The sequence below is a fragment of the Candidatus Babeliales bacterium genome, from assembly GCA_041660205.1.
GTDB lineage: Bacteria > Babelota > Babeliae > Babelales > Chromulinivoraceae > JACPFN01.
The window spans coordinates 57,328-70,461 of record JBAZWT010000006.1; the positions used below are offsets into that span (position 1 = coordinate 57,328).

The 13,134-nt window shown below is 38.9% G+C and carries 14 protein-coding genes; 6 read left to right on the plus strand and 8 right to left on the minus strand.

Annotated elements, in window-relative coordinates:
• Positions 1-17 precede the first annotated feature (17 nt).
• Genes tuf through rpsL form a run of 4 tightly spaced genes read right to left on the minus strand, consistent with a single transcriptional unit; the run spans position 18 to position 4,211 of the window.
• On the minus strand, positions 18-1,211 hold the full coding sequence (gene tuf, locus WC747_03185; protein MFA5998992.1) for an elongation factor Tu: 1,194 nt from the start codon (positions 1,209-1,211) through the stop codon (positions 18-20).
• 38 nt (positions 1,212-1,249) lie between these two features.
• The gene (gene fusA / locus WC747_03190; protein ID MFA5998993.1) at positions 1,250-3,331 is read right to left on the minus strand and encodes an elongation factor G; all 2,082 of its coding nucleotides are present in this window, start codon (positions 3,329-3,331) and stop codon (positions 1,250-1,252) included.
• Between the two features lie 6 nt (positions 3,332-3,337).
• Positions 3,338-3,817 carry a 30S ribosomal protein S7 gene (gene rpsG / locus WC747_03195; protein ID MFA5998994.1) on the minus strand — a complete coding sequence of 160 codons (480 nt, stop codon included), beginning with the start codon at positions 3,815-3,817 and terminating at the stop codon, positions 3,338-3,340.
• A gap of 16 nt (positions 3,818-3,833) precedes the next feature.
• The gene (gene rpsL, locus WC747_03200; protein MFA5998995.1) at positions 3,834-4,211 is read right to left on the minus strand and encodes a 30S ribosomal protein S12; all 378 of its coding nucleotides are present in this window, start codon (positions 4,209-4,211) and stop codon (positions 3,834-3,836) included.
• A 285-nt stretch (positions 4,212-4,496) separates the two neighbouring features.
• Here rpsL and WC747_03205 point away from each other — a divergent pair, with 285 nt between their 5' ends.
• Positions 4,497-5,567: a M50 family metallopeptidase gene (locus tag WC747_03205; protein ID MFA5998996.1), complete on the plus strand. Its 1,071-nt coding sequence runs from the start codon at positions 4,497-4,499 to the stop codon at positions 5,565-5,567.
• A gap of 97 nt (positions 5,568-5,664) precedes the next feature.
• Here the strand turns inward: WC747_03205 and rplM are convergent, their stop codons facing one another.
• The 4 genes from rplM to yidC form a co-directional block, all read right to left on the minus strand.
• Entirely contained in the window at positions 5,665-6,093 is a 429-nt protein-coding gene (gene rplM, locus WC747_03210) for a 50S ribosomal protein L13 (protein MFA5998997.1), read from the minus strand.
• A 153-nt stretch (positions 6,094-6,246) separates the two neighbouring features.
• Positions 6,247-7,575: a M24 family metallopeptidase gene (locus WC747_03215; protein ID MFA5998998.1), complete on the minus strand. Its 1,329-nt coding sequence runs from the start codon at positions 7,573-7,575 to the stop codon at positions 6,247-6,249.
• A 42-nt stretch (positions 7,576-7,617) separates the two neighbouring features.
• Positions 7,618-8,217: a recombination mediator RecR gene (recR, locus tag WC747_03220; GenBank protein MFA5998999.1), complete on the minus strand. Its 600-nt coding sequence runs from the start codon at positions 8,215-8,217 to the stop codon at positions 7,618-7,620.
• A 47-nt stretch (positions 8,218-8,264) separates the two neighbouring features.
• Positions 8,265-9,926, minus strand: coding sequence for a membrane protein insertase YidC (yidC, locus tag WC747_03225; protein ID MFA5999000.1), 1,662 nt, complete (start codon positions 9,924-9,926; stop codon positions 8,265-8,267).
• Positions 9,927-10,045: 119 nt separating this feature from the next.
• Here yidC and WC747_03230 point away from each other — a divergent pair, with 119 nt between their 5' ends.
• The 5 genes from WC747_03230 to WC747_03250 form a co-directional block, all read left to right on the plus strand.
• The gene (locus WC747_03230; GenBank protein ID MFA5999001.1) at positions 10,046-10,396 is read left to right on the plus strand and encodes a MerR family transcriptional regulator; all 351 of its coding nucleotides are present in this window, start codon (positions 10,046-10,048) and stop codon (positions 10,394-10,396) included.
• A gap of 94 nt (positions 10,397-10,490) precedes the next feature.
• Complete coding sequence (gene murC, locus WC747_03235; protein ID MFA5999002.1) at positions 10,491-11,888, plus strand: UDP-N-acetylmuramate--L-alanine ligase; 1,398 nt, start codon at positions 10,491-10,493, stop codon at positions 11,886-11,888.
• 235 nt (positions 11,889-12,123) lie between these two features.
• The gene (locus tag WC747_03240) at positions 12,124-12,627 is read left to right on the plus strand and encodes a hypothetical protein (protein ID MFA5999003.1); all 504 of its coding nucleotides are present in this window, start codon (positions 12,124-12,126) and stop codon (positions 12,625-12,627) included.
• A gap of 31 nt (positions 12,628-12,658) precedes the next feature.
• The gene (locus tag WC747_03245; GenBank protein ID MFA5999004.1) at positions 12,659-12,907 is read left to right on the plus strand and encodes a hypothetical protein; all 249 of its coding nucleotides are present in this window, start codon (positions 12,659-12,661) and stop codon (positions 12,905-12,907) included.
• 34 nt (positions 12,908-12,941) lie between these two features.
• On the plus strand, positions 12,942-13,134 hold a 193-nt coding region (locus WC747_03250), incomplete at its 3' end, for a hypothetical protein (GenBank protein MFA5999005.1).

The window sequence follows — 13,134 nt, forward strand, 5'->3', positions numbered from 1 at the left end:
CTATCTTCCAATCACAATTACGAAATAATTTCTGTAACGATTCCAGATCCAACAGTTCTTCCACCTTCTCTGATCGCGAATCGTAAATCTTTTTCCATCGCAATTGGAGAAATAAGTTCAATATCTAAAACAACGTTGTCACCAGGCATTACCATTTCACGCCCAGCAGGCAATGTAACAACACCAGTTACGTCAGTTGTTCTAAAATAAAACTGAGGGCGGTAGTTACTAAAGAATGAACTGTGTCGTCCACCTTCTTCTTTGCTCAAGATATAAACTTGACCTCTGAATTTTTTATGTGGAGTAATAGAACCTGGTTTAGCAATAACCATTCCACGAACAATATCTTCTTTTTTAACACCACGAAGAAGGAGACCAGCATTATCACCAGCTTGACCTTCAGCAAGTTCTTTTTTAAACATTTCAATACCAGTGACAGTTGTATCAATAGCTTTGTCGTTTAGACCAACTAATTGAACAGCTTCACCAATTTTGACTTTACCTTTTTCAATTCTTCCTGTCGCAACAGTACCACGACCAGCGATAGAAAAAACACCTTCAACAGGCATTAAGAAAGGTTTGTCAATATCACGTTTTGGAAGTGGAATATAATTATCAACAGCTTCCATTAATTTCTCAATCGCTTGAGATCCAAGTTCGCCTGTATCGCCTTGAAGCGCTTTAAGAGCCGAGCCTCGAATAATAGGAGTTTCATCACCAGGGAAATCATATTTTTTCAACAAATCTCTGATTTCTTCTTCTACCATGTCAACCATCTCTAGATCATCAACCATGTCAACTTTATTCAAGAAAACAACGAGTGAAGGAACGTTAACGTTCTTAGCAAGAAGAATGTGTTCACGAGTTTGAGGCATAGGTCCATCTGCCGCAGAAACAACCAAAATAGCTCCATCCATTTGAGCAGCACCTGTGATCATGTTTTTTACATAGTCAGCGTGCCCAGGACAGTCAACGTGTGCGTAATGACGATTAGCTGTTTCATACTCAACGTGTGAAGTCGCAATCGTAATACCACGCGCTTTTTCTTCTGGCGCATTATCAATCTCACCAAAAGCTCTTGCTTTTGCCCAACCTTTTTTTGCTAGTACTGTAGTAATCGCCGCAGTCAAAGTTGTTTTACCATGATCAACGTGACCGATAGTACCAACGTTTACGTGCGGTTTACTACGAACAAATGTATCTTTTGCCATAATTTCTCCTGAAACACACTTTTATTAATTAAACCTATTTATTTCTTTGCAGCAGCTACAATTTCATCTTGGACGCTTTTTGAAACTTCGCGATAGCATTCAAATGCCATCGTATAACTTGCACGACCCTTGGACATAGATCGTAACTCAGTCGAATATCCAAACATTTTTCCAAGAGGAACTTCTGCTTTAACAATCTGTATAGAACCTTTGGTTTCCGTCCCCGAGATTCTTCCACGACGTGCGTTAAGGTCACCCATAACGTCACCCATGTACTCATCAGGAGTGTCTACTTCCACTTTCATGATTGGTTCTAAAAGAACCGGTAAAGCCTGAGCCATACCTTCACGAAAACCTATTTTTGCAGCCATTTTAAATGCGATCTCAGATGAGTCAACATCATGATATGATCCATCATAAACAGTCACACGAAGATCAACAACAGGACTTCCTGTTAAAATTCCAGATGTAATAGCTTCAGCCATACCTTTTTCAACCGCTGGAATATATTCTCTAGGAATAGATCCACCAGTAGTTCCATTTTTAAATTCATAACCAGCGCCACGATCTAATGGTTCTAATTTCAACCACACGTGTCCATACTGACCTTTACCACCGGATTGCTTGATGAATTTTCCTTCAGCATCAACCGATTTTTGAATTGTTTCTTTATAAGCAACCCGAAGCTTACCTTGCTCAACTTCAACTTTATGCTCACGTTTCAAACGATCAACTACGATCTCTAAGTGCAATTCACCCATACCAGCAATTTCCGTTTGACCGGTTTCGTGGTTATATGTGAAATTAAACGAAGGATCTTCTTGATTCATTTTTTTCAACGCAAGAACCATTTTTTCATAATCTGCTTTTGTTTTTGGCTCAACAGATGTTGAAATAACTGGTACTGGAATATCAATTGATTCAAGTAAAACTGGATGCGCTTCGTCACACAAAGTATCACCAGTGTTAATATCTTTAATACCAACAACAGCAACAATATCTCCAGCAGAAGCTTCTTTAATTTCTTCGCGTTTGTTTGCGTGCATTCTTAAAAGTCTACTTACGCGTTCTTTTGTTTCTTTAGACGCATTGTACACATACGAACCGGATTTTAAAACACCCGAATAAATACGTGTAAAAGTTAAAACTCCCACAAAAGGATCTGTCATGATTTTAAAAGCAAGAGCAGAAAAAGGTTCTTTATCAGAAGATCGTCTTTCTACCTCTAGACCTGTTTTAACATCAATTCCCTTAATTGCAGGAACTTCTAACGGCGAAGGTAAAAAATCAACAACTGCATCAAGCAGTAAATGAACACCTTTGTTTTTAAACGCTGATCCACAAAAAGCAGGAAACAGTTGACGCTTTACAACGCCATTTCTAATACCCTGTCTTAGCTCTTCAAGAGAAATTGGCTCTTCGTTCAAAAACTTTTCGCCCAATACTTCATCAGCTTCAGAAGCTTTTTCAACAATAGCTGCATACATTGATTTAATTTGATCGGCATACTCAGCAGGAGCATCTTCAAACGTAACATCTTTTTGCATATCACGCTCATCGTTATAAAAACGAATCATTTTTCCAGAAAGTACATCAATCAGGCCGTTAAAGCCATCTGACTCGCCTAAAGGAATTTGCATAGCAACTGCACGGCCAACCGCCAATTTAGTATTAATGTCTTGAATAGCCGCAAAATAATCAGCGCCAATTCGATCTAATTTATTAATAAAGATAATTGCTGGAACGTCATAACGATTCGCTTGGTTCCACACAGTCTCTGATTGAGGCTGAACACCCGCAACACCACAAAACACACTCACAACTCCATCAAGAACACGCAGAGATCGTCCTACTTCAATAGTAAAATCTACGTGACCCGGAGTATCAATAATATTGATTTGGCAGCTTTTCCAAAAACATGTTGTTGCCGCAGATTGAATTGTAATCCCACGTTCTTGTTCTTGCTCCATCCAATCCATGATAGCAGCGCCTTCATGAACTTCACCGATTTTATGTGAAATACCAGTATAAAAAAGAATACGTTCTGTAACAGTTGTTTTCCCAGCATCAATGTGAGCTGCGATCCCTATGTTTCGATACTTATCTAATGTATAGCTCATATAACCCTACCAAGCGTAATGTGAAAAGGCACGATTTGCTTCTGCCATCTTGTGTACATCAAGTTTCTTTTTAAAAGCTCCGCCACGTTCTTCATACGCGTCTAAAAGCTCACTACCGATGCGCAAGCCCATAGATTTGTCTGAACGCTCCGCAGCAGCTTCAATAAGCCAACGTAACGTCAAAGAACGGCCACGCGCTTCTCCAACTTCTCTTGGAATTTGGTAAACACTGCCACCAACTCGTCGAGAGCGAACTTCAATAAGAGGAACAATGTTGTTAAAAGCTTTGTGAAAAGCAGAAAGCGCTTTTTCTTTGTTTCCGAACTTTTGCTCTAAAACATCAAGCGCATCATATACAATTTTACGAGCAACGTTTTTTTTACCACGCCACATAACAATGTTTATAAATCGTTGCAACAGCTCTGACTGATAGATAGGATCAACCCCAACATCACGTCGTATAATATTTTTTTTCTTTCTTGGCATAGGTCAATTCCTTTGTTTACGACGCTTTAGGTCTTTTTGCACCATACTTAGATCGAGACTGCTTTCTACCTGCAACTCCAGCTGTATCCAGAGCTCCGCGAACAATGTGATATTTCACACCCGGTAAATCCTTAACGCGACCACCTCTTATAAGAACCATTGAGTGCTCTTGAAGATTGTGGCCTTCACCAGGAATGTACGCTGTGACTTCTGTTCCGTTTGAAAGTTTAACCCGAGCAACTTTTCGAAGCGCTGAGTTTGGTTTTTTTGGCGTCGTTGTGAATACTCGTGTACAAACACCGCGAACCTGAGGACATCGTTTTAAAGCACCGCTTTTTGTCTTATTGACAATTTTTTTGCGGCCTAAACGAACAAGCTGATTAATTGTAGGCATATAAAAACCTTATTATAACAAAGTAAAGTTATAGTGACTGTTAGATTACGTATAGCTCAAAGTGGACTGCGTGTATCATTAATATGACGTTACAGATAAACTTTTTGCATATTTCAATTATAAACTCTTTGCAACTTTTTTCAAGAAAATTAAAAAATCCTATTCAGAGCAACCATATCCCGATATTTTGACGTAGACTTGTTGATAGCAACATGCTAGTTTGGTACCATTCATTTTTCACTGATTTCGTATTTTTCATAACACTATTTTTACCATAGGGTCCTTATGATAGCAGCTGTTTTGTCCCAAATTTCATCAATTTTTTTAAGCCTTATTGGAATCTCGTTTATCATAGTATTTCATGAATTTGGTCATTATATTTTCTGTAAGCTATTCAACGTTTACACCCCAACCTTTTCTATTGGAATCGGTAAAGTTCTATATTCAAAAAAAATTGGTGATACAAATTTTTGCATTTCAGCTGGGCCTATTGGTGGTTATGTTGAAGTAGCGTCTGAAAAGGGCATCAACGGCTCTTTAGGGTTTAATCAAATTCCGTACTACCAAAAAGTTCTCATGATGCTTGGTGGCATCCTTTTTAACTTTATATTGACCTATGTCTTATTTGTAGGTCTTTTTTTCACAGGAATGCCAGATTCTGGCGCTGCTCCTTATGAAGTCAACACATCTATCATCTCTACAATCCCTGCAGAATCTATAAACGCTGATCTTTTGCAAAAAAACGATCGAATCGTTTCAGTCAACCACCAAGATATTCACAATGATGTAGCTGTCGCTCGTAAAATCGTAGCTGATCAACTAGCCATCAATGCTATTGATATTCCCGTTGAAATTGACCGTTCAGGCCAAACTATGGATATGACGCTTCATCTTAAAGGAGCAAAAACTTCTCCTTCAATATCAAAGCAGCTTGATATTGTATTTCAGCCCAAACCAGCTTTATCTCTAAAAAACTCAATAATTCAAGCCTATGTTGCGACCGGATTTTATCTATCTGCAATCGTTAAAGGTCTCAAAGATATGGTTTACGCTCGCAATACCAAAGGGCTCGTCGGTCCTTTAATGGCAGTTGCCGTAAGCAGCAAAAGCGCTCAAAAAGGATTTTCTTCCCTACTGTTCCTTTTAGCGATCATCAGCATCAATCTTGGATTTATGAACTTACTACCGTTGCCAATCTTTGATGGTGGACAATTTGTTATTTTTACCATTGAAGCAATAACTCGCAAAGAACTTTCAGAAAGAGTTCGACACTACATTGGGGTAAGCTCATGGGTTCTTGCAATCGGACTTCTCGTCATCTTTACGATTCGCGATCTTTATACCCTTATCTTTTAAAGTAAGCAAAAACAAATCAAAAAAATAATCATTAAAAAAAGCCCCTTTTTCAAGGGGCTTTTTCTTTTAACTTCAACAAACCGTTGAGGTTGAATTTTTATTTTGTAATTTGAGCTATGTGTGGATGCTCATTACCTGCATACACTTTTAACTTTTTCAAAATTGAACGGCTCAATGAGCTTTTGTTTGTATTTGGAAGCATTCTTTTTACAGCTAATTCAAATACTTTTTCAGGTGTTTTTTTCATCATTTCACGAGCAGTTTTGACTTTTTTACCACCTTGGTAACCGCTATAGGTAACATATTCTTTACCGTCAAGCTTGTTACCAGTAAGCACTATGTGAGATGCGTTAATGATAACTACATAGTCACCGCTATCTGTGTGTGAAGTAAATTCTGGTTGGTCTTTACCGCGCAAAATGTCTGCAACTTGAGTAGCTAAGCGGCCTAATACTTTTCCCTTTGCGTCAATTAAACGCCATTGAGGGTTCGCATCTTCTTTTCTGAGAAAAAATGCTTTGTTCATATCCATAGTAAAACCTTACTTGATGATTAAATTTAAAAAAAACTTTTTTTGCGTAATTTTATATCTTAAGAAAACGTAAAACGATAATGTATAGGGTATCGTAAAACTAATTCAAGGTCAACTTGAAAACAAGTTCTTAAGCAATAAATTTCCTTAACGTCCAAAACTTTGTCTGACCATCTCTTCTATTTCTGTTACAGATTTTGCAATATCTTCACTTAAACAGACCGGCTCGCTATCTTTTACAACCCAATAATTATCTTCAATGCGAATACCAGTCGACTTATCCGGAATATAGATGCCCGGCTCAATAGTAATAACATCACCTTCTTGAAGTGGCGTTGACCGAGAACCAACGTCATGCACATCAAGTCCCAAATAATGTCCAATGCCATGAATAAAATATTGGTCGTAGCCACTTTTCTTTAAAAAGTTTATTGCAATGTGTTGCAACGAAGCTTCTTGCTGCAGTGGATTTGATATCCACATGCCAGGACGAACTTGTTCAGCCACATGTTGTTGAGTTTCCAGTACGATTTCATAAAGCATGCGTTGCTGTTTGTCGAACTTTCCAGAAACAGGAAAAACGCGGGTAATGTCTGCACAATAATGGTTGTGCATCGCGCCAGCATCAATCAAAACCAACTCACCTTTTGCAAGAGTTGCCATGTTCGTATTGTAATGCAAAATTGTCGCTTGTTTACCACTAGCAACGATTGCTGGATAAGCCTTACGTGCTCCGTTTTCGATAAATATATATTCCATAGCCGCCTGAACTTCAGCTTCACGAGCCCCAGGTTTAATCACATGAGCTGCCGCCTGAAATGCAGCATTGGTAATTTCAATAGCTTGATAAAGCTCTTCAATCTCTGAAATATCTTTTTTTCTACGTAGCACTGCTACAAAAGGAGAAATATCAACAACGTGCCCAGCAAGCCCAGGAACAAACAGACTCAATCGATCAATAATCGTTTTTACCGATGCATTCAATCGACCATGGGCAGGATACAATGTGAAAATAGTATGTTTTTTTGCTACCATTTCACGCAACTGTTCAATTATTTTTTTATAATCATCAGGCGAAAAATAAGGATCAACGCTATAACCAGCAACTTTATTTCCCAATGTTTTTAACTGGTCTATTCCAAAGCTAGCAATCGTTCGATCATTAATCTCATCAACGCTGTGAACCCATTTTGCACGAAAATCACCAAAGTCTGGCACATGTAGACAAGTTCCATTGTGCACATCAAAAGAAAGAACCGAAGCCGGCTCAGAGATTCCTGAAAAATAGTAAAAACTACTATCTTGTAAAAAAATCTCATGATCGCCCTCAAATGGAGCAAATAGAAAAACTGTTCCAGCTTTTTCTGGGTACTCTTGAGCAATTAATTCTAGTAATTTTGTGCGACGCACAGTGAATTTATTAGATTTATCCTGCTTGCTACCGTCAGCCATAATTTTGACCATGTCACCAAACATATCCAACCTCAAAATTTGTTATTTTTTGTTTTCTAATTCTACTTAAAATAATTTACGATCAGCCAAAGCTTTTCCAACAGTTAGCCTGTCTACGAATTCCAAGTTTGAACCGATCGGAATTCCCTTTGCCAAACATGAAACCTTAACCGTTTTTCCATGGAGCTTGCGTGCAATAAAAGCTACCGTAGCTTCTCCTTCAGGGGTTTGATTCATGGCAAAAACTAACTCGACAACCCCACTAGTCACACGCACAATCAACTCTTCTATTTTTAAATCTTTTGGACCAACGCCTTCAAGAGGAGAAATGACACCGCCAAGCACGTGATACAAACCACGAAACGCCTCGGTGCGTTCAATCACCAAAAGCTCATGCCAAGTTTCTACAACACAAATAATTGACGAATCGCGACTTTTATCAAAGCAAAAAGAACATTGTTCATTTTGCTCTTGCCATACAAAGCAGGTTTGACAAAGCACCACACGGGCTTTGGCTTCTTTCAAAGCTCTACAAAATTGCTCAATTCGTTCATCATCGAGCTGCAGAAAATAAGACGTTACTCGATACATATTTTTTGAAGCAAGAAATGGAACCTGCTGCAAATGTCTCATCAGTTTTTTTACTGTTGGTAATTTATCAATCATGCTTCTCTCTCCAAAGTCAGCGACCCAAGGTCAGCGACAACAGCGGACTACGCCAACCGTCGTGACAACCAGCCTATTTTACGAATTGCATAAGATTGCGCCACCCCAAACAAAGTATTCAGAGCGATAAACATTGCCAGTCCAGCAGCCAAATATGCTGTAAATGCGCCAAGTAAAAGCGCCATGCCAAAACGAGAAGCCATTTGTCGAGGACCTTGATTTGCTACAGGTGTCAAAACCATGCCAACACCTATCAAGATAGATAAAATATAATACGGATCTGCCGCAGAAAGGTCTGGAATCCATAAGAACGATGCGCCATGCAGCTCAATTGAACTCGTTAAAACTTTATTAAGAGCTATAAATACCGGAATATTTAAAAGCATAGGCAAACAACTTGAAAAAATAGGAAGGCCATGTTTTTGAATGAGTTCAGCATTCGCTTGGTCTAAAGCTGCTTTGTCATGTTTAAATTTTTGTTGAAGATAAGCCCGTTTTTTCTCAAACTCTGCTTGCTGCTTCAAGCCTTTTTCGCCTTTTAAAGTAAACGGCAACATTAAAAGCTTTATTAAAAGCGATAGAAGGATTATCGCAAGTCCATAGTTTCCGCATTGCTCTTTCAAATAAACTAAAAGATTGAACAATGGCTTAGAAATAGGATTTAAGAAACCATATTGAATCAAACCGGTAAGGTATGGTGCAACAGCTTTCATTGATTCAACTGTCTTAGGACCCATGTAAAATGACCATGAAATTTCTGAATTTTGCTGCAACGCTTGTGATTCTAAAATCGCTTGATAATTTTTATCGCCCTGTTTTTTAAAGTAAGCTCGAACAGTTGCTCCTGGTGATGATGCAAAACATATTTGAGCTAAAAACTTTTGAGAAAAACCAAACAATTTTGGTTCGAACCAAAATTGTTGAAATGTATCAGATTTTTCCAGTGCAACATCTTGCATTTTAATCTGATCGTTGCTTGTAGGAGCATTAACCACGCCTTTAAGTTCTTCTGACAGCACAGTCATAGGAAAAAATAATCGAACTTGCTCAATGTTTTGATCTGACGGTCGTCGATAGTCCATCGAAACCTTTACATCAACTTGATACGTTTCTTTGTGAATCACAAACGTTTTTGTAATCATACCAGCATCAGATCGAGCCTGATACTCAACGGCGATAGCTTTTGGGCTTTGCAGATCATAAGAACGGATAAAATTATAATTGAGAGGCGTTGAGCCTTGTAATCCGATCAAGAAACATTGAGCACTCTCTGGCAGCACTGCAACATTTTTTGAATCATCCTGCCACAAGAAATCCATAGACTGCAAAACAGCGCCTTTTGAAGAAAAAACATACTGAGCTAAATCAGTTTTGATTGGTGTCAAAACAGGTTCAACAGGCTCTTGTGTGGCGAAATCGATTTCAAGATTTAAAGGTTTTTGAATTTTTGCTAGCTCTTCAGGAGCTATAAACTTTTGACCTGACGCGCAGGCTACTGTCTGAACTTCCTGCAAGACAGCTGGTTTTGGCGTTGGAGTGCCCATAAAGTATTGGAAACACAGCCAACCTATAAAAATAATTCCTACATTGAGCGGAGAAGGAAAAATATTCTCTCTGTTTTTAAAAACAAACTTATTAAAAAGAATGGTGAAAACTAAATAATAACCGGTACAGAGGAGTGCTTGATACATCATTTCTGCAAAAATCATAGACAATACCTTATAAAAATGTAAAAAAAGAATATTAAATGCTAAACTATTGGAGACAAGCTTAACAAAGATCAGATGATTAAGCCAGAGAATTAAAGGTTTAAAAAGGAGCTATTTTTATGAAAATGTCTAAACGCCAATACCGCATCGGCGAGCTAGCGAAGTCGCTTAACATTGAAAGATTCGTTATACGATTTTGGGAAAAAGAACTTGAAATAAAACCGCAACGATCCCAAGGCGGACAACGGTTTTACCAAGAAAAAGATTTTCAAACATTTTTGGCGGTTAAAGAGCTTTTGTATCAAAAAAAATACACTTTAGCTGGAGCAAAAAAAGAACTTTTGAATATGAAAAAAGCTCGTAATGTTATTGCATCACAAACAATCATACAAGTACCTGTAGAGTGTGACTGCAAAGAAAAATTATCAATCCTTAAAGCTCAACTGCTAAAGTTCAAACAAACGCTTTAACTTTTTCTAAACTTTTTGCCTGAAGATGCTACAATAATCCACATGAAGATGCAGATAATTGGTAAGAAACAGATTAAATAATAAGAAAACAACCATGTACAAAAAAAATGAGCACATTCACTTCATGGGCATTGGCGGCATCGGCATGAGTGGCATCGCTAAAATATTGATCAAGCAAGGCTACCGCGTCTCAGGATGTGATAGCCTTATCGATCAATTGGCAGTCAAAGAGCTTTTGGACCTTGGGGCCGTCATCGCTCCTCATCATCAACATCAACTCTGCAGCGACCCGTCAATCGATACTTTAGTCCATACTTCTGCTGTCTTAAAAACTCATCCTGAAATTATAGCTGCAGAGCAGCGATCAATTCCCGTTATCTTGCGCGCAACTATGCTGGCAGAGATCATGCGTACCAAATATTCGATCGCTGTAGCAGGCTCTCATGGCAAAACCACGACATCATCCCTTTTGTCTCATCTTCTTTTACAAGCAGAACTGGATCCAACTATAATCGTTGGTGGCCATATCCATTCAATTGGCACCAATGCAGTGAGTGGCAATGGATCGTTGCTGGTAGCTGAAGCTGATGAAAGTGATCGGTCGTTTTTGCAACTTCCTAAAACTTTTTCCATCGTGACCAATATCGACCTTGAACACCTTGAAACCTACAAAGACTTTACCGATATTAAAAAAACCTTTCTGCAATTTTTAAGTCAGACTCCATTTTATGGATGCAACGTCATTTGCCTTGACGATGCAGGCATTCAAGAAATAATTCCTCAGCTTTCAACTCCTTTCGTAACGTATGGCACAAACAACCTAGCAAACTTTCAAGCCCGCAACGTTACCCTGCTCGAAGATGGATCAACGTTCGATCTATTCGATAACAAAAACAACCAATTTCTTGGCTCCATGAGCATTTCACTACCAGGAATTCACAACGTACTTAACGCAACCGGCGTAATCACTCTTGCTTTGCATCTTGGTCTGTCTCTTGAAACGATCAAAAATGCGCTGAGCTCGTTTACGGGAGTCGACCGTAGATTCACGTCCAAAGGGATCACTAAGCGACATGGTGCGTTAATTTTCGATGACTACGGGCATCATCCTTTAGAGATTCATCACACCCTTCAAGTCGCTCGTAAAAAAGCCCGCGAAAAATTAGTTGTCGTATTTCAGCCTCATCGCTTTACCAGAACCAAACACCTTTGGGACGACTTTGTACATCTGTTTGCTACTCATGCAATCGATGAATTAATTATCACCGATATTTTTCCTGCAAGCGAGCAGCCAATCAATGGAATCACAAGCCAAATACTGGTGGCAGAAATTAAAGCGAAAAATCCAAAACTCTCTATTTTTTACTATCCGTTTGACGCTGATGGCCAAGCAATCAAACAACATCTTGATAAAATACTACAAAACAACGATCTGGTGCTCTTACAAGGTGCAGGCAAAGCAAACAAGATTGCAAAAGACCTTTTATCATAAACTCGTCACTTCTTTCGTTGTAAAACTGAGAAAAAACCTTTCTCTTATCATGTTTTTTCAAAAAAGTTAAACCTCGTATCGAGCATCTGATCAATAAATTCCTTTGCAACCATTTTTTCGACTTCCAAATCATTGACTTCGATGACCCGTTTTTGCCATTCTAGTGAGTAAATATTACAAAAGGTCCAGCCGTCGCTTACAGCAATGGCGGACAAGGAAAATGGAGGTTTTATCAATGAATAAAAAATTATTACTTTTACTTGCTCTTGCAGCATCTAGTGAATCTCTGCCTCGCGGTGGTGGCGGTCACGGTGGTGGTGGTCATGGCGGCGGTGGTCATGGCGGCGGTGGTCACGGTGGTGGACATGGTGGATACCATGGCAGTGGACGCGGTGGCTGGGGTGGTCGAGGCGGTTATGGTCGAGGCGGCTGGGGACGTGGTTATGGTTGGGGAGGCGTTGGTCTAGGCGTTGGTCTAGGCGTTGGTTTAGGCTTTAGCAACTGGGGTTATGGTGGTTGGAATGGATACAATAGTGGTTGGTGGTTACAGTCACCGTACTGGTACGCAGGAAACGATTGGGCTTATTTATCTCAAGAACGAAGACTACAAGAAATTGAACGTCAACAACAAATTCTTCGTGATCAACAAAGAGATTCTGACAATGAAGATTTAAGAACTCAGCTTACACACTTGCAAAGACGACATGATGAATTACAAAAACAAGTAAATAATCAATAAAAATTTAATTATTCATAAAAAGGAGAAAAAGATGAAAACTTTATACAAAATATTGCTGGTAGCAGCTCTTGTTGCTATAGCTGTTTTCACCGTACGTCAAATGAAAGCTTTAAGTTTTGGTATCGGTGGTGATCGTGGTGGCGTTGGCGTAAGTGTTGGCGATGGTTATTATGGTGATGATTATTATGATGGTTATTATAATCGTCCTTATCGACGTGGTTGGTTTGGTCGCGATCGTGGTTATTATGGCCATGGATATCGCGGTGGATATTGGAGATAGTAAAAATAATATTCCTTAAAAAAGGAAACGATTAATGAAAAAAATATTATTAGCATTTGAACTTATTTCAGCTAGTAAAACTATGCCTGAATGGAGAGAGAATCGCGGCTTTTTAGGTGGAGTTTTAAACACTGGAGAAGCGATTGTTGAAGCTCCTGCAGAGATAGTCAGCCCTTCTTACAGAGAAGATGCAAAAATTAGAAGTGATGAGCGACGATATAGGAGAG

Bases quoted from the DNA above. Each gene is read 5' to 3' on its own strand.
- tuf (MFA5998992.1), bottom strand. From the start codon at position 1,211: ATGGCAAAAGATACATTTGTTCGTAGTAAACCGCACGTAAACGTTGGT.
- fusA (MFA5998993.1), bottom strand. From the start codon at position 3,331: ATGAGCTATACATTAGATAAGTATCGAAACATAGGGATCGCAGCTCAC.
- rpsG (MFA5998994.1), bottom strand. From the start codon at position 3,817: ATGCCAAGAAAGAAAAAAAATATTATACGACGTGATGTTGGGGTTGAT.
- rpsL (MFA5998995.1), bottom strand. From the start codon at position 4,211: ATGCCTACAATTAATCAGCTTGTTCGTTTAGGCCGCAAAAAAATTGTC.
- WC747_03205 (MFA5998996.1), top strand. From the start codon at position 4,497: ATGATAGCAGCTGTTTTGTCCCAAATTTCATCAATTTTTTTAAGCCTT.
- rplM (MFA5998997.1), bottom strand. From the start codon at position 6,093: ATGAACAAAGCATTTTTTCTCAGAAAAGAAGATGCGAACCCTCAATGG.
- WC747_03215 (MFA5998998.1), bottom strand. From the start codon at position 7,575: ATGTTTGGTGACATGGTCAAAATTATGGCTGACGGTAGCAAGCAGGAT.
- recR (MFA5998999.1), bottom strand. From the start codon at position 8,217: ATGATTGATAAATTACCAACAGTAAAAAAACTGATGAGACATTTGCAG.
- yidC (MFA5999000.1), bottom strand. From the start codon at position 9,926: ATGATTTTTGCAGAAATGATGTATCAAGCACTCCTCTGTACCGGTTAT.
- WC747_03230 (MFA5999001.1), top strand. From the start codon at position 10,046: ATGAAAATGTCTAAACGCCAATACCGCATCGGCGAGCTAGCGAAGTCG.
- murC (MFA5999002.1), top strand. From the start codon at position 10,491: ATGTACAAAAAAAATGAGCACATTCACTTCATGGGCATTGGCGGCATC.
- WC747_03240 (MFA5999003.1), top strand. From the start codon at position 12,124: ATGAATAAAAAATTATTACTTTTACTTGCTCTTGCAGCATCTAGTGAA.
- WC747_03245 (MFA5999004.1), top strand. From the start codon at position 12,659: ATGAAAACTTTATACAAAATATTGCTGGTAGCAGCTCTTGTTGCTATA.